Genomic DNA, 21,335 nt, shown 5'->3' with positions numbered 1-21,335 from the left:
TATGGCGCGAAATTTTTGCGCACTCGCCATTTTCCGCAAGCGGTCCCGGTTCGGCTGCGAGGAACAATTCCAGCCGGGATCGATTGATCTCGAGGAGATGAGGACGAGATCATGAACATCGCCGCAAACGTCGGTCCAGCCTTCACCCTTGAGGTCGCGGATGCGGACAGCATTGACGAGCTTCGGCATCAGGCCGAAGGCTGCACCCGCTGCGATCTCTACAGGAATGCTACCCAGACCGTCTTCGGCGAAGGTCCCAACAAGGCCGAGATCGTTATTGTCGGGGAACAACCGGGTGACCGGGAAGATATCACGGGCAGGCCGTTTGTCGGCCCTGCCGGCCATCTGCTCGATCACTGTCTCGAAGAAGCCGGTGTCGATCGCCAGCGCTGCTACGTCACCAATGCCGTCAAGCACTTCAAGTTCACACCGCGCGGCAAACGGCGGCTGCATGCCAAACCCAATGCCGGCGAGATCCGGCGTTGCGCCTGGTGGCTCGGCGCCGAACTCAACATCCTGCAACCGAAGCTCATCGTGACGCTCGGCGCAAGCGCGCTTTACGCGCTACTTGGACCCAAGGCGAAACTGACGCCGGAGCGCGGCCATATCCTGCAGCCGAGGAACCATCCACCCATCCTCGTTACAATCCATCCCTCCTTTCTCCTGCGCATCCGTGACGAAGCGGAGAAGCACCGACAGCGCCAGGCGTTCGTGTCAGATCTGCACAAGGTGGCCGAATTTCAGCAACGGTGAATGCCGATTCTCAACCCTGATATGCTGCGATGCGAAATATTTAGGGTTGCAGCTCGATTTCGCTTGAAACGGCGGCGCTCCTCTGGAACCATCCCGGCAGTATCGCGTTCGAACGACGGCATTCATGTGACTGGAGATCAGCGATGGCAGAAACTCGGGAAGAGTGGATCAAGAAACGTGCATACGCCCTCTGGGAAGAAGAGGGCTATCCGACAGGGCGAGATTCCATTCATTGGGAACAGGCACGGCACGAGCGCGAAACGCTCGACGGCTCTGCTGCCTCTTCCAACGGCAAGGAAGCCAAGCCCAAGGCCAAGCGCACTGTGACGGCCACGAAGCGTGCTGCAACCGGCGCCAAGACGAACGGCGTCGACACACCAGCGTCCAAACGGACTGCGAGCCGCAAAACGGCGTCCTGAACACTTGGCATACCGAACATTGCATCGAAAGGGCGTCGTCGCGACGCCCTTCGGGCTTTCTTTGTCATACGCCTGAATTAGTTGTGGTTTATGAAGGTTCGGAGGTGGGCTTTTCCATGCGGGGGTGAACAGAAGCCGGATGACGCTGCAAGCTTTGAGTCTTCCCAAAAAGGCTGATCCCTCGCCCGATCGCCGGGAACAAGTCCTGGCCGCGACTGTTTATGGCGAAACCGGGGAAAACGCCATGAACGACGGTCTGACCGAGATGCACTCTGTTGCCCTTTTCACGGGCGGCCGCGCCTTGACCGTGGCCATGTGAGGCATGGAGATGTCACTTCTGCTCGTCGCCGCCGTGCTCTATCTCGGTCTTGCCCTTGGGTTGATCCTTGTCGTCGACAGGCTCGTCGGACTGGTTTTTCGCGATCCCCGCAGACCGCTCCAACTGCCCTCCTTCGACATTGGCCGCGCCCTCGCGGCGTCGCAAAAATTCTATCGAAAATAACCGCTCGAAAGCAACCTGCATCGCCCGTGCAAAAGCTTGAACGCACAGTGATTAATGATATTTCGTCAGCGCCCTTTCCCTGCCCTCGCAAGCCGCTATCTTGACGGTTGGATGAAGCTGAACCCCTGCAGCCGTGCCTCTTTCAGAAGGGCAAGGGAGGCTGCCGGCCTTTGAATTGCCGCCGCTCACACCGGCGCGGCGGGCGACAGGAAAGCGTTTTTGGATGGGAAGCGTCGGCAACGGCTGGCCGAGAGGCGGCGGCGAAATCGGCGAATTGTTGCGGCATCCGGCCTTTGACGCCATCGGTCTCGGACCGGTCGAGAGCTGGCCTGCCTCTCTCAAGCACATTGCCGAAATGGTATTGAATTCGCGCCAGCCGAAATTCGTCGCCTGGGGTCCGGATCTCGCCTTTCTCTACAATGACGCCTACGTGCCTGTATTCCCCGAGCGGCATCCCGCCGCACTCGGGAAACCGTTCCGCGAAGTCTGGGCGGATATATGGGAGCAATTCTCGCCGATCGTCGCCCGCACGCTCAGCGGCAGTCCGCAGCTCTTCAAGGAGCTGCTCATTCCGATGCGCCGCGACGGCCGCACCGAGGACACATGGTTCACCTTTTCCTATACGCCGCTGCGCGACGATGACGGCACGATCGCCGGCATCCTCTGCGCGACCCTCGATGTCACCGACCAGGTGGCGGCCAAGCGTGGCGAGAAGCTGGCACTTGACGAACTGCGAGCCAAATCGGAAGCGCTCGCGGTCGTCAACCGGGCGGGTGCGGCGATCACCGTCGAGCCCGATGTCGAACGCCTGACACAGATTGTCGTGGATGCCGGCGTGACGCTCACCGGCGCGGAATTCGGCGCCTTCTTTTATAATGTCGATGATGGCGAGGGCGGCAGCTATATGCTGTACGCGCTTTCAGGCGTCGACAGGAAAAACTTCGAAAAATTCCCGATGCCGCGCAATACCAAGGTCTTCGCGCCGACTTTCGACGGCGAAGGGATCGTGCGCTCCGACGATATCCTGCTCGACCCGCGCTACGGGCAGAATGCGCCGCATTCCGGCATGCCGAAGGGGCATCTGCCGGTCCGCAGCTATCTTGCCGTGCCGGTGAAATCGCGGGACGGCAGCGTCATCGGCGGCCTGTTCTTCGGCCACGCCGAACCCGGGCGTTTTTCGCAGGCCACCGAGGCGAGCCTCGTCAGCCTCGCCGGCCAGTCGGCCGTGGCGATCGACAATATCCGGCTCTTCCGTGCCGCCAAGCTCGAAATCGACCAGCGCCGCGACATGGAAGATCAGCTGCGCAAACTCAACGAAATGCTCGAGGTTCGGGTCGCGGCGGAGATCGCCGATCGCCAGCAGGCCGAAGCGGCGCTCCAGCAGGCGCAGAAGATGGAATCGATCGGCAAGCTCACCGGCGGCGTTGCCCACGACTTCAACAATCTGCTGCAGGTGATCTCAGGCAATCTGCAGCTTCTCGGCAAGGATGTGGCGGAAAACGGCCGGGCCAAGGAGCGCATTGCCAATGCGCTTGTCGCCGTCGAACGCGGTTCGCGGCTGGCTAGCCAGCTGCTCGCCTTCGGCCGCCGCCAGCCGCTGGAACCGAAGGTCGTCAATATCGGCCGTCTCGTCACCGGCATGGACGATATGCTGCGCCGCGCGCTCGGCGAAGAGATCGAAGTCGAGACCATCGTCTCCGGCGGCCTTTGGAACACCTTCGCCGATCCGGTCCAGATCGAGAACGCCCTGCTCAATCTGGCGATCAACTCGCGCGACGCGATGGATGGAGCGGGCAGGTTGACGATCGAGGTCGGCAACGCCTTCCTCGACGATTCCTACAGCCGCACCCATCCTGAAGTGAAGGCCGGCCAATATGTCGTGCTCGCCGTCACCGATACCGGCTCCGGCATGACCGAGGAGGTGAAGGAACAGGCCTTCGAGCCCTTCTTCTCGACGAAACCGGAAGGCAAGGGCACCGGTCTCGGTCTGTCGATGGTCTACGGCTTCGTCAAGCAGTCCGGCGGCCACGTAAAGATCTACAGCCAGACAGGCGAAGGCACGACCATCAAGCTCTATCTCCCCCGCTCTCTCCGCAGCGAGGATCGCGCCACCGCCGCCGACACCGTGCCGGCAACCGGCGGGACGGAAACCATTCTTGTCGCCGAGGATGACGAAGGTGTTCGCGCCACGGTCATCGAGATGCTGTCGGATCTCGGCTATTACGTCTTGAAAGCGAAGGATGCGCAAAGCGCGCTGACCGTCATCGAGAGCGGCGCCCATATCGACCTGCTTTTTACCGATGTCGTCATGCCAGGCACGTTGAAAAGCCCGGAGCTTGCCCGCCTGGCGCGCGCGCGTCTGCCCGACATCGCCGTGCTTTATACATCCGGCTATACGGAAGACTCGATCGTCCATGGCGGCAGGCTAGATCCCGGCCTTGAGCTGCTCTCCAAGCCCTATACGCGCGAGGACCTGGCCCGCAAGATCCGCCACGTGCTCGCCAGCCGGCCCCAAGGCGGCCGAGGAGCAGCCGATGCAGCTCGACCCAATGCAAAGCCCTCTGAACCACACCATCCCGAAACGGCCGCGAAGCCGAAGCTGCTGCTCGTCGAAGATGACGCCTTCATCCGCATGGATACCGCAGAAATCCTGCATGACCTCGGCTATGACGTCATCGAGGCCGAGAGCGGCGAACAGGGCGCCGACATTCTCGACCATACCCTCGTCGACATCATCGTCGTCGATCTCGGGCTACCCGGCATGTCGGGTTCGGCCTTTGCCGCCAGGGCGCGGGAAGCGCTTCCATCGGTCGGTCTGGTCTTTGCCACGGGCGGCAGCGACCTGCCCGACTCCAATCATCTCTCCGGATCGGTACTGCTGCCGAAACCTTTCAACAGCGCCGCGCTCGACCGGGCTGTCAAGGCCGCCCTGCAGCCGCGGCTCTAATGCCGCCGAACTCCGGATATTTGCCCATCAGATCGGCCTCGCTGGTGCAGCTGTCGTCGCGCGCCGTCAATTCGATCGAAATCGCGTCGGCAGGATCGAGGCCGCCGCCATCGTGGCGGTTGGCACCGCCGTGATAGACGGGAATGCGCGCGCCGCTTTGGCTGACCAGCACGGCGTCCCGGTTGAATCCTCTCTGTAGCAGCCAGTCGCGCGGCGCCATCAGGCGGATATCGACCTCGTAGGAATGGCCCATTCCCTCCTTGAAGCTGACGGTGTAGGTGACCGGCGATACCTGGCCGTTCACGTCGATCATGCCGTTTCCATCGGCTTTGACGAAGTGTTTTTCCATGGTCTCGGCTCCTTGCTATATCAGGATTATGCAGGATTTCTCCTCGAAAACCTGATAAAATCGGCTTTTGTTCCGAAATCCGGGGCACTGACGCCGACGGAACTTTTGCGCTCCGCACCGGTTGGATTCTCCTCACAAACGCATTGCATCGCTTTGCAAACAATAGGAGGCGAAGACAAATCCGACTATACCGACAAGCAGAAGCGCAAGGCCGAGCATATCGAGGAAAGCTACGAGGACCGCGGCGTTTCCGAGAAGGAGGCCGAACGGCGTGCCTGGGCGACGGTCAACAAGGAAAGCGGCGGCGGCAACAAATCCGGCTCCGGCCGCGGCAAGAAGGATACGCACGAATCCTCCGAAAAGGGCGGCCGCGCCGGCGGCGCTGCATCCGCGGCCCGCTTGACGGAGGAAAGGTCTGCTTCGGCCAAGAAGGCGGCTGCGACGCGCAAACGCAACGAACACCACAGCCACCACTGACGATGGACGCGGCAGCCTTGGCGCCCTGCCGCAGCCAAAGAGGTTTCGACATGGCCAAATCGAAGAAGAAATGGTCGCAGAACGTCACCGAACACAGCGACGCGATGGACCTGAAGGAAGGTGTGTTCAAATCGGACGATCCGAAGAAGGTCGCCCGCTCGGTCAAGCATTCGGCCGAGGAGAGTCATCGCCGTAAGTCCAGTCCCTTCCGCGCGGCCATGTCGATGCTGACCTTCTACATCAACCGCGCCGGCGACCAATTGACGAAAAAACGACGGGCCACTCTTGAAGAAGCCAAGGACGAACTGCGAAAAGACTTCGGTCGTAAACCGAAGGATTGAGCTGAGATGGCCTATGAGCTTTATTATTGGGACGGCATCCAGGGTCGCGGTGAATTCGTCCGGCTTGCGTTGGAGGAAGCCGGCGCCGATTACGTCGACATCACCCGTGAGCCCGGCCGCGGCACCGGTGCCATGTTCGATATCATGGAAAGCGAAAGCGAAGCGCATATTCCCTTCGCGCCACCCTTCCTGAAGGATGGCGAGCTGATAATCCCGCATGTCGCCAACATCCTGTTTTATCTCGGCCCGAGGCTGGGGCTTGCGCCCCAGGACGAGGGCCTTCGTCATGTCGCCAACGGACTGCAGCTTACCGTCACCGACTTCGTCGCGGAGGTGCACGACACTCATCACCCGATCGACATGGGACGATATTACGAAGACCAGAAGCAAGAGGCGAAGGCCCGCTCGGCGGCCTTTATCGGCCAGCGCATTCCGAAGTATCTGGGCTATTTCGAGCGTGTGCTGCGGCAAAACCCTGGTGGTTCCGGTCATGTCGTCGGCGACACGCTGACCTATGTCGACCTTTCACTCTTCCAGGTGATCGAAGGCCTGACCTATGCCTTTCCGAAGGCCATGGCCAAACGCAAGGCCGAATATCCCGCCCTCCTGGCGCTGCATGCTGCGGTAGGAAAGCGGGCGAACATCGCCCGCTATCTCGCCTCCCCTCGCCGCTTGCCCTTCAACGAGGAGGGGATTTTCAGGCATTATCCCGAGCTCGACAGCACGGAATAAGCGAGCCATTCATTGCAGCGGCACGGCCGCATCGAAGAAATCGCCCCAGGGATCGCGAGGCCGGACCTCCAGCCGCTGCGGCACATTGGCGAGGGTGAAGGCGGCCGGACCACCGAGCCCCTTCAGATCGGACCAATCGAGCGGCATCGACACCGGAGCACCCGGCCGCGCCCTGGTCGAATAGGGTGCGACCGCCGTGCTGCCGCGACCGTTGCGGAGATAATCGATATAAATATGCCCGCCGCGTTTTGCCTTCGTCGCCGTTGCCAGATATTTCTCTGGCGCATCCGCCGACATGTTTTCGGCAAGCGAATGAGCGAAACCCTTGACCTCGGGCCAGCCGGCCTTCGGCGCAAGCGGCGCCACCACATGCAGCCCCTTGCCGCCTGAGGTCTTGACGAAGGCGGCAAGCCCGCAGGCTTCCAGCCGCGCCTTGACATCAAGCGCTGCCGTTATCACCGCGCTCCAGACCACGTCCTCGCCAGGGTCGAGATCCATGATGATCATATCGGGTCTTTCCCAATGATCGGTCGTCGTGCCCCAGGGATGAATTTCAAGAGCGGCCGATTGCACCAGCGCGACAAGCCCGTCGAAATCGGAAATGCGCAACAGTTTCTCGCCCTCCGCGTCCTCAGGGTCGGCGATCTCCTCGATATGGGAATTCATGCCTTTCCAGCCATGTTTCTGGAAAAACCGCTGGTGGCTTTTTATTCCGTCCGGCAGGCGCAAGAGCGCCAGTGGCCGATTGACGAGATAGGGCGCCATGAAACGCCAGACGGCAGCGTAATAATCCGCCAGATTCTGCTTGGTCACGCCCTCGTCCGGCCAGTAAAGCCGGTCGGGATGGGATACGTCCGATGCCGGTGGGTTTGCGGGGCTCATTCCTCGATCTCGCGTGTCAGGAAATCAAGTAGCCTGTTTTCTTCCGCCCGCAAGCCCCGCAACGGCTCGTTGCCGCCCTCGATCAGTGCATGGTCGTTGCCGGCGAGCGCGATGATCGCCGGATGGATGTAGCTCGAGCGTGAAATTGCCGGCGTATTGTGCAGCGCTTCGGCCGCAGCCTCCGACATTTCCTTGACGGTCGGCCGGCCGCCGCCGACAATTTTTTCCCGGGCCGCACCGAAGGCCGCCAGCGATCCGGCCCAGGTGCGGAACGTCTTGGCGGAAATCGGAATGCCCGATATCTCCGCCAGATAGGCATTCAGCCGGCCGGAATCGACGGGTTTCAGCGCGCCGCTCTCATCCTTCCAGACGAAGAGCTGACGGCCGGGCAGATCGGCGATCTCCTCGAGGATCTTCTGCAGCCTGGGATGCTTGAGGCTGCGCTGGACGCGCTTGCCGCCCTTGGCGCGGAACTTCAGCTCGATCCGCCCGTCGACGATCTTCAGGTGCCGCTTCAACAGCGTCGTTGCGCCATAGGTGCCGTTTTCCCTGACATAGGCCTGGTTGCCGACCCGCAGATGCGCCTCGTCGAGCAGCGTCGTCAAAGCCGCCAGCACGCCGTTGACATCCTCGGCACCGGTGTCGAGATGGCGCAGCACGGTGCGGCGGATCTTCGGCAATGCCCGGCCGAATTCGATCAGCTGATGGAATTTTCCGGCGCTGCGGAAGGATTGCCAGTCCTTGTGATAGCGATATTGCTTGCGCCCGCGCGCATCGATCCCGGTCGCCTGGAGATGGCCGTTGTCGTAGAGACAGATCCAGACATTCTCATAGGCCGGCGGCAAGCCGAGTGCGCCGATGCGGGCCCGCTGCAGTTCGTCCGAAAGCGTCGTACCGTCAGGCATCACATAGCTGAAGCCCTTGCCTTTCCTGCGCCTGCGGATGCCCGGTTCGGTATCGCTGACATAGATGAGGCCAAGTTCGGTGATGGCTTCGGCATTCATGCTGTTGACGACCTGCTATTTGCCGCGGCGGCCGAACTGAAACCACCGGCGGCGCTGCGCCTTGGTCGCCCCCTCCGGCGGCTGGGTCTGGCCTGTCGGCGCAAAGACGGCCAGGCTCTGGGTGAAGACCATGACGGGATTGTCCTGGTCGTGCACATCGAAAGCGCCAGTTTCCGCGCCGGTGTCGAGAACCCGGGACCACTTTTTCAGTCCGTTCACCACAGGCAGACGAACTTCGCAATCACCACCGGCATTGAACACGAGGTAGAGATCGTCCATCGTCTCGGTATCCGGCGCATGCGCGCTCTTCGACAAGTAAACGCCGAGCACCTGCAATCCATCGTCATTCCAGGCGCCGTCATCCATGAAACTGCCGTCCGGCTTGTACCAGGCGATTTCGATGCGCCCGTCCTCGCTGGTCTCGCCGGTCAGGAACCGCTCCTGCCTGAGAACCGGATGGGCCTTGCGGAAGGCGACGGCCTGCCGGCAGAAATCGAGGAAGGGATCGTCGAGCCCGTCCCACCCCGTCCAGCCGATCTCGTTGTCCTGACAATAGGCATTGTTGTTGCCACCTTGGCTGTTGCCGAGCTCGTCGCCGGCCAGGATCATCGGCACGCCCTGCGAGAGCATCAGCGTCGCCATCATGTTGCGCCGCCGCCGCGCCCGCGCCGCGTTGATATCGGCATTATCGGTGGCGCCCTCGACGCCCATATTGTCGGAATGATTGTCCGAATGGCCGTCCCGGTTGTCCTCGCCATTCGCCTCGTTGTGCTTGCCGTCGAAGGAGACGGTATCCATCAGGGTGAAGCCATCATGGGCCGACAGGAGATTGATCGAGGAGGTCGCTCCCCGGTCCGAATGGTTGAATTGCAGCGCCGAGCCGGTGATGCGCGCCGCGAGCTCCGACACCATGCCGCCGTCGCCCTTCCAGAACCGGCGCACATCATCGCGGAACTTGTCGTTCCACTCGCGGAAAGGGTGCGGGAAACCGCCGACCTGATATCCGCCTTCGCCGATATCCCAGGGTTCGGCAATCAGCTTGACCCCGGCCAGGATCGGATCCTGGCGGATCGCGCCGAAGAACAGGCCTTGACGGTCGAACTCCAGATCCTGCCGGCCGAGCGTGCTGGCAAGATCGAAACGGAAACCGTCGATATGCATGACCCCGACCCAATAGCGCAGGCTGTCAAGCACCATGCGCATCACCATCGGATTGGCGACGTTCAACGTATTGCCGGTGCCTGTCGTATCGAAGGTGTGGCGGGGATCGTCGGGGGAAAGGATGTAATAGCTCGCATTGTCGAGCCCGCGGAAGGACAGGGTCGGCCCCTTCTCGCTGCCTTCGGCGGTGTGGTTGTAGACCACATCCATGATGACTTCGATGCCGGCGGCATGGAACCTCTTCACCATGGTCTTGATCTCGGTGATCTTGTCGCCGGACATGTAGCGCGACTGGGGCGCGAAGAAGCCGAGCGTCTGGTAACCCCAATAGTTGCTGAGGTTCTTTTCCAGCAGATAACGATCGTCGAGGAAGTACTGGATCGGCAGGAGCTCGATCGCCGAGATGCCGAGCTTGACGAGATGGTCGACGATCGGATCGCTGCACATGCCGAGAAAGGTGCCGCGCAGCCGATCAGGCACTTTCGGATGCGTCATCGTCAGGCCGCGCACATGCGCCTCGTAAATGATGGTATCAGGCCAGGGCCGGCGGATCGCCTCTTCACCCGCCCAGTCGAAATCTGGATCCTGCACCACGCTCTTGACCATGAAGGGCGCACTGTCGCGCTCATCGAAGGAAAGATCGTCCTCGCCGATCCGATAGCCGAACAGCGCGTCGTCCCATTTAAGGTTGCCCGTCACCTGCTTGGCATAGGGATCGATCAGCAGCTTGTTCGGATTGAAGCGATGGCCGGCTGGCGGATCGTAAGGCCCATGGGCGCGATAACCGTAGACCGTGCCGGGGCCGACGCCGGCAATATAGCCCGACCAGATATCGCCTTCGCGTTTGGGCAGCGGCAGCCGCGCGATCTCTTCCTTGCCGTCGGCAGAGAAGAGGCAAAGTTCGATCTGTTCCGCATGGGCCGAGAAGACGGCGAAGTGGGTGCCTGAACCAATATATTCCGCCCCGAGCTCCGGTTTGAGGAAGTCGAGTTCCGAAAATGAAAAGCTCATGGTGCCCCGCTTGGTAATATGGCCAAGCGGGAAACGTGACGGCGGTTCGAAAGTTCCCTCCGGCAGGCAAAAGGAAGAGATCGCCTCCGGAGAGAATGGCTTATGGCATCAGCTGGCCGCCATTGACCTCGATGATCTGGCCGGTGATGTAGCCGGACAGCGTCGGCGAGGCGAGAAACAGATAAGCGCCAACGCAATCCTCGGAGGTGCCGACGAAACCCATCGGGATCGACTTGCGCTGCAGCTCCATCTGCTCGTCATTGGTATAACGCTCGTGGAAAGGTGTTGCGATGACGCCTGGCGCCACGGCGTTGACGCGGATTCTGTCGGCGACGAATTCCTTGGCGTGGCCGCGCGTGATCGTCGAGACGAAGCCCTTGGAGGCCGCATAGAGGATCGCCCCGTTGCCGCCGCCGTTGCGGGCGGCGATCGAGGTGGTGTTGATGATGAAGCCGCCCTGCTTTTTCAACCAAGGATGGGCCGCACGCGTCGCCGCCAGCACCGAGCGGGCGTTCAGATCCATGACCGCGGCATAATGCGCGTCGGTATATTCCGAGGTCGGCTTGCGCCCCAGCATGCCGCCGGCATTGTTGATGAGGCCGTCGAGATGACCGAAGGTCTTCGCCGTCTCTTCGACGACACGCTCCGTCTCGCCTTCCCGCGACACATCGCCCTGGATCAGATGCACCGTGCCGCCGGCCGCCCGGATCTCCTCGCCTAGCTTTTCCGCCGGCTCGCGGCTGGCATTGTAATGCACGCCGACCTTGGCGCCCTGCGCCGCAAAGGCGCGGGCGAGCGCCGCACCGATGCCGGTCGAGGCGCCGGTGATCAGCACCGCCTTGCCCGACAGATCCGGCAGTTTGATGGATGCGAGCAATTGAGCACGTTCTGTCATGGCTATGAAGCCTCCCGAAAAACCAAGGACATAGGTGAAGAAACAGGCACGGGAAGTCTATCAGCCGAAATCCGAGAAGGGCAATGCACGAAACTGGCATTGAAGCCGGGAACGGCATGCAGCTCGTTCCGGCTCCACAGGTTTAGATTGAAACCCGCGACGAAGAAGGTTGGCTCGGCGGGAACTCTCCGGCAGCAAGCGCCTCATAACGATCCCGGAGATCGATCCGGTTTCCCGATATGGCAGCCTCCGTCACGGCAAGCGTCGCGATCAGTGTACGCGCACCATCCTCGACGGTGAGTAAGGATTCCGCCGTGCCGCGCACGACATCGCGGAAATGGTCGAGCTGGGCGCGGTAGGGATCGATGAAGCTTGCGAGTAGTCGCCGGGACCGGATCGGCTCGTTCCAGTTCTGGCCGCCATGTGCCTGCGACCAATGGACTAGGTTCGGGAATTCCAGCGAGCCGCGGCTGCCGACGAAGCGGTAGCTGCTCTCTCCACTGAACGGAAATTCGACCGATTCGCCGACGCCCTGCTCGGTCGTCCAGGGCGAAACCGCGCTATCGCTCGCAAAGAAGCTGCCGATGCAGCCTGCATCGAATTCAAGCAAGGCGCCGACGGTGTCTTCGACTGAAAATTGCCGCTGGCGGCTCGAGGAGATGGCGCTGACACCGAGGATCTCGCCCGCTGTGTAGCGTAGGAAATCGATCTCGTGAATGAGATTGATCAGGATCGGTCCGCCGCCCGGCTGGGTGCGCCAGGGCGCGACACGGAAGTAGTCAGCCGGCTTGTAGGTTGCCCAGATGGCGGAGACGCCGACAAGATTGCCGATCAGCCCCTCCCCGAGCAGGCGTCTCAGGGTCCTGACCTGGTCGTGATGACGGCGATGGTGACCGACAAGCGTCCGGACGTTGCTTGCGCGCACCTCCAGAAGCAGAGCGGCAGCGCTTTCGAGCGTATCGGTCACCGGCTTCTCGATCAGCATATCGATCCCGCGGCGGGCGCATTCGATGCCGATGGCCGCATGGCTCTGATTGGGCGAAGCGATGATAACGGCCTGCGGCCGCGCCTCGCCGAGCAGCGATTTGTAATCCTTGAAAACCGGAATATCGGGATATTGCGCCGAGACGGCATCGCGCTCGATATCGGCAATGCCGGCCAGGTCGAAATCGGGATGCTCGATGATCTTCTTGACATGTTTGCGGCCGATCAGGCCAGCGCCGATGACACCGATGGAGACATTTGGCATGCTTTCAACCATTCCGTTTGAGTCAGATGAGGGCTTGCAGGCGAGTGCGAAGACGACCGCCGATTGCATTCGGCAGGACGATCGACAACATTGCGCAGAAGAGCCGCCACGGCAAGCGGATGACCTATTCTATTCAATTTGACGGCGAAGCCCTACGTCGCCGTGCTCGAATGTCTCTGGGCGGAGAGCCTCGTTTCGGACTTTTCCTGACGGTCGACCTCGGTTGGCGCGTACTCAAGGGCCGCCTCACGAGGACACGCCGAAAGCAGGCTGCGGCTTCTGGCGAGCGAGCGGCGGGAAGGCGAGCGCGATTGCCGCCGCACCCAGCCCGACCATCGCCGAGCCGATGAACAGCCAGGAATAATTGGCGAAGGTGTCGAAGATCCAGCCGCCGATCAGGGGGCCGAAGGCCATGCCGAGGCTGGAGAGCATCGTCGCCGCGCCGAGCACGGTGCCGATGATGCGCTGGCCGAAATATTCCCGCGCCAGGACCGCATAGAGCGGCATCACGCCGCCATAGGCGCTGCCGAAAATGATGGCGAGCGCGTAGAATTCGCCGAGCTGGCTGACGAAGAGGTAGGTCGCGAGTGCCGCCGCCTGCACCAGCAAGCCGGCGACGAGCACCGGCTTCACGCCGATCCTGTCGGCAAGGCTGCCATAAAGCAGCCGGCCGCCCAGCCCCGCCAGGCCCTCGACGCTGTAGATGCTGACGGCCGCCATCGGGGCGACGCCGCAGATCGTCGCATAATTCACCATGTGGAAGATCGGCCCGGAATGCGCCGCACAGCAGGCAAAGAAGGTCAGGCCAAGCACGATGAACTGCGACGACCGGAAGACTTTCGACAGCTGTGGCCGGGCGCCATCGACCGCGAACTCGCTATCGCTTTCGGCGGCAGCGGCAGGCGGACGCCTGACCAGCAGGGCGGCCGGCAGCAGCAGCACCCATACCGCAACGCCGATGATCAGCATGGCGGGACGCCATTCATAGGCGGAAATCAGCCAGCGCGCGAAAGGCGAGATGGTCATCGGCGCCACGCCCATGCCGGCGGAGACAAGCGACACGGCAAGCCCGCGGTTTTCGTCGAACCAGGCGGTCGTCGCGGCGATCATCGGCGCGAAAAAGGCGCTGGCGGCCAATCCGACGAGCACGCCGTAGGTCAGCTGGAACTGCATGAGCGTCTCGGCGCGGCTGGCGAGCACCAGCGCCAGACCGAGCAGCACGGATCCGATCATCACCACCAGCCGCGGACCAAAGCGGTCGCTGGCAGCACCCCAGAGGAAGCCGCCGAAGCCCATGACGATGAAGTTCAGCGTCATCGCGCTCGCAATGCCAACATGCGACCAGCCGGTCGCGCTGGCGATCGGTTCCTGAAAAATCGCCAGCGAGAACATCGCGCCGATTGCCACGCACGACATCAATGCGCCCACGGCGACGATGACCCAACGATAGGAAACACCCATGGCTTGAAACCTCCCTGCCGACAGAGTGATCGCGAGGCATGCGGCCGGCCGCATCTCGCCTACGATCAAAGACGTTTGAACCGTTGCGATTTCGACAGCGCCGTCACATCTTTTTTCCGTACGGTCCTACAGGGTGCGGAACATCACCAGCGCGTCGACATAACCTTCGGTCGGATGCAGGAAGACACCTGGAAGCTGGCCGACGACCTCGAAGCCGAGCGATTGCCAGAGCTCGACGGCGCGGCGATTGCTGCTGACGACGAAATTGAACTGCATGGCCCGAAAGCCCCTGGCGCGGGCATGCTCCAGCGAATGTTCGTGCATGCGGCGGGCAATGCCACGGCCGCCGGCTGCCGGATCGGTCATGTAGCCGCAATTGCAGACATGGCGCCCGCCGCCCGCCTGATTGGCCTTGATATAATAGGTGCCGAGGATGACGCCATCCTCTTCGGCGACGAAGGTCTCGCGGTCCGGCCCCATCCAGTAGGCCAGCGCATCGGCTTCCGAGAGGTCGCGGTCGAGCGCATAGGTCTCGCCGGCGCGGATCGTCGGGCCGATGATCCTCCAGATGGCGCTTCGGTCGTCGTTGTTTGCGGGTCGGATCAGCATGCCCGGTTTCTACAGAAGCCGGGCGCGGCGCGCAACGGCGCCCTCAAATCCTTTCCAGTACGATCGCGATCCCTTGTCCGACGCCAATGCACATCGTCGACAGCGAATATCGTCCGCCGGTCTCGCGAAGCTCGAGCGCCGCCGTGCCGGTGATGCGGGCGCCCGACATGCCCAGCGGATGGCCGAGCGCGATCGCACCGCCATTGCGGTTGACCCGCTGATCGTCATCGGCAATGCCGAGCGCGCGCAGCACCGCCAGCCCCTGGCTGGCAAAGGCCTCATTGAGTTCGATGACGTCGAACTGCTCCTGGCTCATGCCGAGCCGGGCCATCAGCTTGCGCGAAGCCGGAATCGGACCGACGCCCATGATGCGTGGCGGAACGGCGGCGGACGCGCCGCCGAGGATGCGGGCGATCGGCGTGAGGCCGTGTTTTCGCGCCGCCGCTTCGGAAGCGACAATCAGCGCAGCGGCGCCATCATTGACGCCGGAGGCATTACCTGCGGTCACCGTGCCGCCTTCCTTTTTGAAAGGGGTACCGAGTTTCGCCAGCGCCTCGATCGTCGTCGCGCGCGGATGCTCGTCCCTGTCGACGATGACGGGATCGCCCTTGCGTTGCGGAATGGTCACCGGGGTAATCTCCTTCGCCAGCCGTCCATTCGCCTGCGCGGCCGCCGCCTTCGCCTGGCTGCGCACGGCAAAGGTATCCTGGTCCGCGCGGGTGACATGATAGTCCTCGGCGACATTCTCCCCTGTCTCCGGCATGGAATCGACGCCATATTGCTTCTTCATCACAGGATTGATGAAACGCCAGCCGATTGTCGTGTCGTGGATTTCGGCCGCCCGCGAAAAGGCCGTCTCGGCCTTCGGCATGACGAAGGGGGCGCGCGACATGCTTTCGACCCCACCTGATATCATCAGCTCGGCCTCGCCGGCGCGGATGGCGCGCGCCGCGGTGATCACCGCATCCATGCCGGAGCCGCAGAGCCGGTTGATCGTCGTGCCCGGGACGGCGATCGGCAGGCCGGCCAAGAGCGCCGACATGCGCGCCACATTGCGGTTGTCCTCGCCCGCCTGGTTGGCGCAGCCGAAAATCACGTCGTCGACGGTCTCCCAATCGACGGCGCCGTTGCGCTCCATCAGCGCCTTCAGCGGGACGGCGCCGAGATCATCGGCGCGCACCTGGGAGAGCGACCCGGCGAAGCGGCCGATCGGCGTCCTGACATAGTCGCAGATAAAGGCTTCGGTCATGACTTTTCCTCAGAGTTTCGGGACGACGAGGTCGGCAACCGGCCCCTCGACATGCAGCCGCGCGCCGGTCATCGCCTGCAATTCCGCCTCGGACATCGCAGCCAGCTTCTCGCGCAGGACGAAACGGCCGTCGACGATTTCGATGACGGCATGGCTCGTGTAGACGCGGGTGATGCAGGCCACACCGGTCAGCGGGAAGCTGCACTTCTCCACCAGCTTCGGCTCGCCCGTCTTGGTGACGTGCTCGGTGATGACGCAGACCTGCTTGGCGCCGTGCACGAGATCCATGGCACCGCCGACCGCCGGCACGCCCTTGCTGCCCACCCGCCAGTTGGCGAGGTCGCCGTTCTCGGCAACCTGATAGGCGCCGAGAATGGCGACGTCGAGATGGCCGCCGCGCACCATGGCGAAGCTGTCGGCGTGATGGAAGAAGGCCGCGCCCGGCTTCAGCGTCACCGCCTTCTTGCCGGCGTTGATCAGATCCCAGTCTTCTTCACCTTCGGCCGGCGGCTCGCCGAAATTCAGGATGCCGTTTTCGGTATGGAAGATCGCCTGGCGGCCGGGCGGCTGATAGCGGGCGACCATTTCGGGAAAGCCGATGCCGAGGTTCACATAGGCGCCGTCGGCGATGTCCTGCGCGGCGCGCCAGGCGATCTGGGCATTGGAAAGCTTGATGTCTTCACGAGTGTTTATAGTGCGGGTATCGACGGTCATACGTAGGCCACTCCGGCTCGGATGAGCTCTTCTTCCTGCTGCGGATGGGGAACGGCAACGACGCGGTCAACGAAGATGCCGGGGGTCACCACATGCTCGGGATCGACACCGCCGGCCGGCACGATCGATGAGACCTGGACGATGGTCTTTGCCGCCGCCATGCACATCAGCGGATTGAAGTTGCGGCCGGCCTTGTTGTAGGTGAGGTTGCCGTGTGCGTCGCCGACCGCGGCCTTCACAATGGCGAAATCGGCCTTCAGCCAGCGTTCCTGCACATAATGGCGGCCGTCGAATTCGGCGATGACCTTGCCCTCGGCGAGTTCCGTGCCATAGGCCGTCGGCGTGTAAAACGCCGGAATGCCGGCGCCGCCGGCGCGGATGCGTTCGGCGAGCGTGCCCTGCGGCACCAGCTCGAGCTCGATTTCGCCGGCCAGATATTTTTCGGTGAAGGCGCGCGGATCGGACGAACGCGGGAACGAGCAGATCATCTTCCTGACCATGCCGGCGTCGATCATCGCGGCGATGCCGATGCGGCCGTTGCCGGCATTGTTGTTGATGACGGTAAGGTCCTTGGAGCCCTTGTCGATCAGGGCGTGGATTAATTCGATCGGCGCGCCCGAACCACCGAAACCACCGATCATGACGGTCGCACCGTCATCGATCTCGGAGACGGCCTCTGCCGTGCTCCCGACTGTCTTGTCCATGCAGGATATCTCCTTGGCTCGACCGGGCCCGGCAGCTCGCCATCCCGTCCTCTTGTTTCAAGAGATAAAGCGCAGCAGGCACATTCTGCAAGGCAGTTTGTGCGATATTTGACATTTGTTCATATATCGCACATAACGGGCGCGTCGATTGGAGATTGAAAATCATGCGCGAAACGGATTTCGTCAGCGGCTTCGCCCGCGGCCTGAAGGTCATCGAAGCCTTCGGCGAGACGCGGCAGCGGCTCTCCATCGCCGAGGCTTCGAAACTGACGGCGCTCGACCGCGCCACGGTGCGCCGTTCGCTGCTGACGCTCGCCGAGCTCGGCTATGCCGATTATGACGGCAAGTTCTTCACCCTGACGCCAAAGATCCTACGCCTCGGCCATGCCTATCTCTCAGCGACGCCTTTGCCGGTGCTGTTGCAGCCGCATCTCGATCACCTCTCGGAAAAGGCCGGCCAGAGCGCCTCGGCCTCAGTGCTCGACGGCACCGAAATCGTCTATATCGCCCGGGCCTCGCAGCGCCGCGTCATGTCGATCAATCTCACCCCGGGCAGCCGCCTGCCGGCTTACTGCGCCTCGATGGGCCGGGTGCTGCTCGCTGCCCTTCCCGAAAGCGAGGCTCGCGCCGTGCTTGCCCGCAGCGAATTGAAGCAAAACACTGCGAATACCAAGACCGACCCGGAGGACCTCATCGCCGAGTTCCGCCGCGTCCGCGCCGAGGGGTATGCCATCATCGATCAGGAGCTGGAAATCGGTCTCTGCTCGATCGCTGTGCCTGTTGAAAACGATCGCGGCGAAACGGTCGCGGCAATCAATATCGGCGCGCCGGCGGCCCTCGTTCCGGCCGCCGACCTCAAGGAGCGCTATCTCAAGCTGCTGCAGGAGGCACAAGCTGCATTGCGGCCGCTCTTGCGACGGTAACGGCGCGCAACAAGCGCCCAGTTCGGTCGCCCCGATCTCCAAAATCAACGCGTCGTCGCTTTGTCGGACACCAATGTATATTGCCGAAGCCGTACCGGCGGCCATTCGCCACCTCACCCGATCAGCCCCCTTCAATTATCGTAGAGATGGCCACTTGCTGTATCATAAATTCCGATATACATCATGACATCGGAAATTATGGGGAAATGATGGAACGTTCTTTCTTAACCATCGCCGCCGGCGAGAATAGTGACGCAATCCGCGCCCTTTCTGCTCCGGCGCGGATCGAGATACTTAAGCTGCTCTGCGCTAAAGGGCCGATGAATATCAACGATATCGCACGCACTCTGTCCCTTCCCCAGTCTACCGTCGCAACCGGTATCCAGATCTTGGAGGACGCGCGGCTGGTCGAGTCGCAGTTGGCCAAGGCCCGCAAAGGCAACCAGAAGATCTGCTCGGCAATTTACAGCGAGATCCTGATCAGCTTCGAGGAAAGTGCGGCCCAGCGCGCAAACAACATCATCGAAGTGGAGATGCCGGTTGGGCTTTATACTAGCTGCGAAGTGCATGCGCCCTGCGGTCTCTGCTCGACGGAAAGCGTCATCGGCCCGCTCGATGTGCCGGACTATTTCCTCGATCCGCAGCGCATGCAGGCCGGGCTCGTCTGGTTCGGCCGGGGTTATGTCGAATACAAATTCCCCAATAATGCCAAGGTTTTGAACAAGGACATCCGTGCGATCGAATTTTCGCTGGAGCTGTCCTCGGAAGTGCCCGGCACCAATCCGGACTGGCCCTCGGATATCACGCTCTGGGTCAATGGCATGGCAATCGGGACCTGGACGTCGCCCGGCGATTACGGTGACAAGCGCGGCGCCTTCACGCCGGCCTGGTGGAAACTCGAAGGCTCGCAATATGGGGCGATGAAGACCTGGCGCATCTCGACGCGCGGGACATTCATCGACGGCGTCGCCGCCTCCAATGTGACGCTCGGCGATCTCGCGCTCGGCCAGCACTCCTCCATCCGCCTGCGTGTCGGCATCGCCGAAAATGCTGGCCATACAGGCGGCGTCAACATCTTCGGCCGCGGTTTTGGAAATCATGGCCGCGACATTATCATGCGCCTGCACGTCTGAATAGAAACTATCGGAAATTCTGATTTACAAAACGCGATTTTTCTTTCTTCAGGCACCTCTAAATAATTATCAAGCATCTGAAACTAAACGTCTATTCAGCGAAAATTCAATAGTATGATTAAATGCAGGAGTCAGTTGACATAACGACATTCCTGATATCAAGTTAAAGGCAAGAAAACAAAATTCTTGATACATAAACGGGAGGATCCGTTGAAGACGAATGTCGTTGCCCACCGCGATTTCCGCATCGCGACCATTGACGCCAGGCTGTACAGCTCGTTTCTCGAGCATCTCGGCAGAGCGATATACGGCGGCATCTATGAGCCCGGACATCCCACAGCCGACGAGGACGGATTTCGCCGCGACGTGCTCGATCTCGTCCGCGAGCTCGACACGCCCTACTGCCGTTACCCGGGCGGCAACTTCGTGTCGGCTTACAATTGGGAGGATGGCGTCGGCCCGCGTTCGGAGCGCCCGGTTCGCCTCGACCTTGCCTGGCGCACCCGCGAAGCCAACCAGATCGGCGTCAACGAATTCGTAGACTGGTGCAAGAAGGCCAATACCAAGCCGATGCTCGCCGTCAATCTCGGCTCCCGCGGTCTCGATGCCGCCCGCAATTTCCTGGAGTATTGCAATCATCCCGGCGGCACCTACTGGTCGGATCTGCGCCGCAAGCACGGCTGGTCCAATCCGCACGATGTGAAATTGTGGTGCCTCGGCAACGAGATGGACGGCCCCTGGCAGGTCGGCCACAAGTCGGCCTATGAATACGGCCGGCTGGCCGACGAGACGGCCAAGGCGATGCGCGGCTTCGACAAGTCGCTCGAGCTCGTGGTCTGCGGCTCCTCCAACTCCGATATGAAGACCTATCCGCAGTGGGAGGCTGAGGTTCTCGAGCAGTGCTACGACAGCGCCGACTACATCTCGCTGCACATGTATTTCGCCAACCGCGAGAAGAATACGCTGAACTACCTCGCCCGGGCGACCAAGCTCGACCGCTATATCACCACGATCGGCGGCGTGATCGACTATATCAAGGCGAAGAAGCGCTCGAAGAAGACGATCGGCATTTCATTCGACGAATGGAACGTCTGGTATCATTCCAACCAGCAGGACAAGGAAATCCTGGCGCGCGACGAGTGGCCGGATGCGCCGCATCTGCTGGAAGACGTCTATAATTTCGAGGACGTGCTGCAGGTCGGCGGCATCTTGAACACCTTCATCCGCCGTTCCGACCGGGTGCGCATCGCCTGCATCGCCCAGCTCGTCAACGTCATTGCGCCTATCATGACCGAGGACGGCGGTGCTGCCTGGCGCCAGACGATCTATTATCCCTTCTACTACGCCTCCCGTTATGGTCGCGGCACAGCGCTGCAGCTCGTGGTCGACGGCCCGACCTACGACAGCGACGAGGAGAACGAGGTTCCTTATCTCGACGTCTCGGCCGTCCATTCCGAGGATGGCAGGACGCTCACCTTCTTTGCCGTCAACCGCCATCCGGATACGGCGCTCGATCTCGACGTGCGGCTGGAAGGCTTCGGCGGCGCCCGGCTGATCGAGCAGGTGGAGATGACCCATGGCGATCTCGAAGCCGTCAACACGGCGCGGCGGCCGGAGACGGTCGCTCCGGTGCAGGTAGAGAGCGCCAAGATCGAAGACGGACGGGTACGGGCGGCGCTGAAGCCGCTCTCCTACAACGTCATCCGGCTGTCGGTGTGACAGTCGCCGCCGGGTAAAGACCCGGCTAGAAAATCGGCTCCCTGCGAGGAGGCAGGCAGCCGGAGGATGGTTCGCCGAAGCGCAAGGTCCACAAGCCCGCT

Annotated in this window: 22 protein-coding genes; 10 read left to right on the top strand and 12 right to left on the bottom strand. The window is 61.9% G+C overall.

What is annotated here, in order from left to right:
- Window positions 1-111: 111 nt before the first annotated feature.
- The 3 genes from AMC88_RS24180 to AMC88_RS24170 all read left to right on the top strand — a co-directional run bounded on the left by AMC88_RS24180 (window position 112) and on the right by AMC88_RS24170 (window position 1,491).
- Complete coding sequence (locus AMC88_RS24180) at window positions 112-753, top strand: UdgX family uracil-DNA binding protein (RefSeq protein ID WP_012490552.1); 642 nt, start codon at window positions 112-114, stop codon at window positions 751-753.
- 143 nt (window positions 754-896) lie between these two features.
- On the top strand, window positions 897-1,172 hold the full coding sequence (locus tag AMC88_RS24175) for a DUF2934 domain-containing protein (protein ID WP_010001657.1): 276 nt from the start codon (window positions 897-899) through the stop codon (window positions 1,170-1,172).
- Window positions 1,173-1,311: 139 nt separating this feature from the next.
- Window positions 1,312-1,491 carry a hypothetical protein gene (locus tag AMC88_RS24170; protein ID WP_010013940.1) on the top strand — a complete coding sequence of 60 codons (180 nt, stop codon included), beginning with the start codon at window positions 1,312-1,314 and terminating at the stop codon, window positions 1,489-1,491.
- 12 nt (window positions 1,492-1,503) lie between these two features.
- On the opposite strand, the gene AMC88_RS33900 is transcribed toward AMC88_RS24170, so the two are convergent.
- The gene (locus AMC88_RS33900; protein WP_170960047.1) at window positions 1,504-1,695 is read right to left on the bottom strand and encodes a hypothetical protein; all 192 of its coding nucleotides are present in this window, start codon (window positions 1,693-1,695) and stop codon (window positions 1,504-1,506) included.
- A 202-nt stretch (window positions 1,696-1,897) separates the two neighbouring features.
- Here AMC88_RS33900 and AMC88_RS24165 point away from each other — a divergent pair, with 202 nt between their 5' ends.
- Window positions 1,898-4,621, top strand: a complete 2,724-nt coding sequence (locus AMC88_RS24165) for a hybrid sensor histidine kinase/response regulator (RefSeq protein WP_064826204.1) — start codon at window positions 1,898-1,900, stop codon at window positions 4,619-4,621.
- Here the strand turns inward: AMC88_RS24165 and AMC88_RS24160 are convergent.
- Window positions 4,593-4,970, bottom strand: a complete 378-nt coding sequence (locus tag AMC88_RS24160; RefSeq protein WP_010015115.1) for a hypothetical protein — start codon at window positions 4,968-4,970, stop codon at window positions 4,593-4,595. The genes AMC88_RS24165 and AMC88_RS24160 overlap by 29 nt on opposite strands.
- A gap of 162 nt (window positions 4,971-5,132) precedes the next feature.
- Between AMC88_RS24160 and AMC88_RS24155 the strand changes: the two genes are divergently transcribed.
- The 3 genes from AMC88_RS24155 to AMC88_RS24145 are packed head-to-tail and all read left to right on the top strand — an operon-like array spanning window position 5,133 to window position 6,520.
- A complete protein-coding gene (locus AMC88_RS24155) occupies window positions 5,133-5,447 on the top strand; it encodes a hypothetical protein (protein WP_037113329.1) in 315 nt (104 codons plus the stop codon).
- A 50-nt stretch (window positions 5,448-5,497) separates the two neighbouring features.
- Entirely contained in the window at window positions 5,498-5,788 is a 291-nt protein-coding gene (locus AMC88_RS24150) for a DUF3175 domain-containing protein (RefSeq protein WP_029531957.1), read from the top strand.
- Window positions 5,789-5,794: 6 nt separating this feature from the next.
- Window positions 5,795-6,520, top strand: coding sequence for a glutathione S-transferase (locus tag AMC88_RS24145; protein WP_037113253.1), 726 nt, complete (start codon window positions 5,795-5,797; stop codon window positions 6,518-6,520).
- 9 nt (window positions 6,521-6,529) lie between these two features.
- Here the strand turns inward: AMC88_RS24145 and ligD are convergent, their stop codons facing one another.
- From ligD to AMC88_RS24095, 10 genes are all read right to left on the bottom strand, one after another.
- Window positions 6,530-7,402, bottom strand: coding sequence for a non-homologous end-joining DNA ligase (gene ligD / locus AMC88_RS24140; protein ID WP_004669652.1), 873 nt, complete (start codon window positions 7,400-7,402; stop codon window positions 6,530-6,532).
- Entirely contained in the window at window positions 7,399-8,406 is a 1,008-nt protein-coding gene (locus AMC88_RS24135) for a DNA topoisomerase IB (protein WP_037113255.1), read from the bottom strand. The genes ligD and AMC88_RS24135 overlap by 4 nt, the downstream gene beginning before the upstream one ends.
- 15 nt (window positions 8,407-8,421) lie before the next feature.
- A complete protein-coding gene (gene glgX / locus AMC88_RS24130; RefSeq protein ID WP_037113257.1) occupies window positions 8,422-10,578 on the bottom strand; it encodes a glycogen debranching protein GlgX in 2,157 nt (718 codons plus the stop codon).
- Window positions 10,579-10,678: 100 nt separating this feature from the next.
- Window positions 10,679-11,473, bottom strand: coding sequence for an SDR family NAD(P)-dependent oxidoreductase (locus AMC88_RS24125; RefSeq protein ID WP_064826203.1), 795 nt, complete (start codon window positions 11,471-11,473; stop codon window positions 10,679-10,681).
- Between the two features lie 142 nt (window positions 11,474-11,615).
- Window positions 11,616-12,722: a Gfo/Idh/MocA family protein gene (locus AMC88_RS24120; RefSeq protein WP_037113332.1), complete on the bottom strand. Its 1,107-nt coding sequence runs from the start codon at window positions 12,720-12,722 to the stop codon at window positions 11,616-11,618.
- Between the two features lie 246 nt (window positions 12,723-12,968).
- The gene (locus AMC88_RS24115) at window positions 12,969-14,183 is read right to left on the bottom strand and encodes an MFS transporter (protein WP_037113259.1); all 1,215 of its coding nucleotides are present in this window, start codon (window positions 14,181-14,183) and stop codon (window positions 12,969-12,971) included.
- A gap of 126 nt (window positions 14,184-14,309) precedes the next feature.
- A complete protein-coding gene (locus AMC88_RS24110) occupies window positions 14,310-14,792 on the bottom strand; it encodes a GNAT family N-acetyltransferase (RefSeq protein WP_064826202.1) in 483 nt (160 codons plus the stop codon).
- Window positions 14,793-14,835: 43 nt separating this feature from the next.
- Window positions 14,836-16,041, bottom strand: a complete 1,206-nt coding sequence (pcaF, locus tag AMC88_RS24105) for a 3-oxoadipyl-CoA thiolase (protein ID WP_064826201.1) — start codon at window positions 16,039-16,041, stop codon at window positions 14,836-14,838.
- A 9-nt stretch (window positions 16,042-16,050) separates the two neighbouring features.
- Window positions 16,051-16,755 carry a CoA transferase subunit B gene (locus AMC88_RS24100; RefSeq protein WP_064826200.1) on the bottom strand — a complete coding sequence of 235 codons (705 nt, stop codon included), beginning with the start codon at window positions 16,753-16,755 and terminating at the stop codon, window positions 16,051-16,053.
- On the bottom strand, window positions 16,752-17,459 hold the full coding sequence (locus AMC88_RS24095) for a 3-oxoacid CoA-transferase subunit A (protein WP_012490537.1): 708 nt from the start codon (window positions 17,457-17,459) through the stop codon (window positions 16,752-16,754). The genes AMC88_RS24100 and AMC88_RS24095 overlap by 4 nt, the downstream gene beginning before the upstream one ends.
- A 164-nt stretch (window positions 17,460-17,623) precedes the next feature.
- On the opposite strand from AMC88_RS24095, the gene AMC88_RS24090 reads away from it, so the two are divergent.
- The 3 genes from AMC88_RS24090 (at window position 17,624) to arfA (ending at window position 21,234) form a co-directional block, all read left to right on the top strand.
- On the top strand, window positions 17,624-18,382 hold the full coding sequence (locus AMC88_RS24090; RefSeq protein ID WP_012490536.1) for an IclR family transcriptional regulator domain-containing protein: 759 nt from the start codon (window positions 17,624-17,626) through the stop codon (window positions 18,380-18,382).
- A 206-nt stretch (window positions 18,383-18,588) separates the two neighbouring features.
- Entirely contained in the window at window positions 18,589-19,515 is a 927-nt protein-coding gene (locus AMC88_RS24085; protein ID WP_016736612.1) for an ArsR/SmtB family transcription factor, read from the top strand.
- Window positions 19,516-19,725: 210 nt separating this feature from the next.
- Window positions 19,726-21,234: an arabinosylfuranosidase ArfA gene (arfA, locus tag AMC88_RS24080; protein WP_064826199.1), complete on the top strand. Its 1,509-nt coding sequence runs from the start codon at window positions 19,726-19,728 to the stop codon at window positions 21,232-21,234.
- Window positions 21,235-21,335: the final 101 nt, after the last annotated feature.

Origin of the sequence: Rhizobium phaseoli (assembly GCF_001664385.1) — a bacterium.
Taxonomy (GTDB): Bacteria; Pseudomonadota; Alphaproteobacteria; order Rhizobiales; family Rhizobiaceae; genus Rhizobium; species Rhizobium phaseoli.
This window is presented reverse-complemented; position numbering and strand designations above follow the sequence as displayed.

Bases quoted from the DNA above. Each gene is read 5' to 3' on its own strand.
- AMC88_RS24180 (WP_012490552.1), top strand. From the start codon at position 112: ATGAACATCGCCGCAAACGTCGGTCCAGCCTTCACCCTTGAGGTCGCG.
- AMC88_RS24175 (WP_010001657.1), top strand. From the start codon at position 897: ATGGCAGAAACTCGGGAAGAGTGGATCAAGAAACGTGCATACGCCCTC.
- AMC88_RS24170 (WP_010013940.1), top strand. From the start codon at position 1,312: ATGACGCTGCAAGCTTTGAGTCTTCCCAAAAAGGCTGATCCCTCGCCC.
- AMC88_RS33900 (WP_170960047.1), bottom strand. From the start codon at position 1,695: ATGCAGGTTGCTTTCGAGCGGTTATTTTCGATAGAATTTTTGCGACGC.
- AMC88_RS24165 (WP_064826204.1), top strand. From the start codon at position 1,898: ATGGGAAGCGTCGGCAACGGCTGGCCGAGAGGCGGCGGCGAAATCGGC.
- AMC88_RS24160 (WP_010015115.1), bottom strand. From the start codon at position 4,970: ATGGAAAAACACTTCGTCAAAGCCGATGGAAACGGCATGATCGACGTG.
- AMC88_RS24150 (WP_029531957.1), top strand. From the start codon at position 5,498: ATGGCCAAATCGAAGAAGAAATGGTCGCAGAACGTCACCGAACACAGC.
- AMC88_RS24145 (WP_037113253.1), top strand. From the start codon at position 5,795: ATGGCCTATGAGCTTTATTATTGGGACGGCATCCAGGGTCGCGGTGAA.
- ligD (WP_004669652.1), bottom strand. From the start codon at position 7,402: ATGAGCCCCGCAAACCCACCGGCATCGGACGTATCCCATCCCGACCGG.
- AMC88_RS24135 (WP_037113255.1), bottom strand. From the start codon at position 8,406: ATGAATGCCGAAGCCATCACCGAACTTGGCCTCATCTATGTCAGCGAT.
- glgX (WP_037113257.1), bottom strand. From the start codon at position 10,578: ATGAGCTTTTCATTTTCGGAACTCGACTTCCTCAAACCGGAGCTCGGG.
- AMC88_RS24125 (WP_064826203.1), bottom strand. From the start codon at position 11,473: ATGACAGAACGTGCTCAATTGCTCGCATCCATCAAACTGCCGGATCTG.
- AMC88_RS24120 (WP_037113332.1), bottom strand. From the start codon at position 12,722: ATGCCAAATGTCTCCATCGGTGTCATCGGCGCTGGCCTGATCGGCCGC.
- AMC88_RS24115 (WP_037113259.1), bottom strand. From the start codon at position 14,183: ATGGGTGTTTCCTATCGTTGGGTCATCGTCGCCGTGGGCGCATTGATG.
- AMC88_RS24110 (WP_064826202.1), bottom strand. From the start codon at position 14,792: ATGCTGATCCGACCCGCAAACAACGACGACCGAAGCGCCATCTGGAGG.
- pcaF (WP_064826201.1), bottom strand. From the start codon at position 16,041: ATGACCGAAGCCTTTATCTGCGACTATGTCAGGACGCCGATCGGCCGC.
- AMC88_RS24100 (WP_064826200.1), bottom strand. From the start codon at position 16,755: ATGACCGTCGATACCCGCACTATAAACACTCGTGAAGACATCAAGCTT.
- AMC88_RS24095 (WP_012490537.1), bottom strand. From the start codon at position 17,459: ATGGACAAGACAGTCGGGAGCACGGCAGAGGCCGTCTCCGAGATCGAT.
- AMC88_RS24090 (WP_012490536.1), top strand. From the start codon at position 17,624: ATGCGCGAAACGGATTTCGTCAGCGGCTTCGCCCGCGGCCTGAAGGTC.
- AMC88_RS24085 (WP_016736612.1), top strand. From the start codon at position 18,589: ATGATGGAACGTTCTTTCTTAACCATCGCCGCCGGCGAGAATAGTGAC.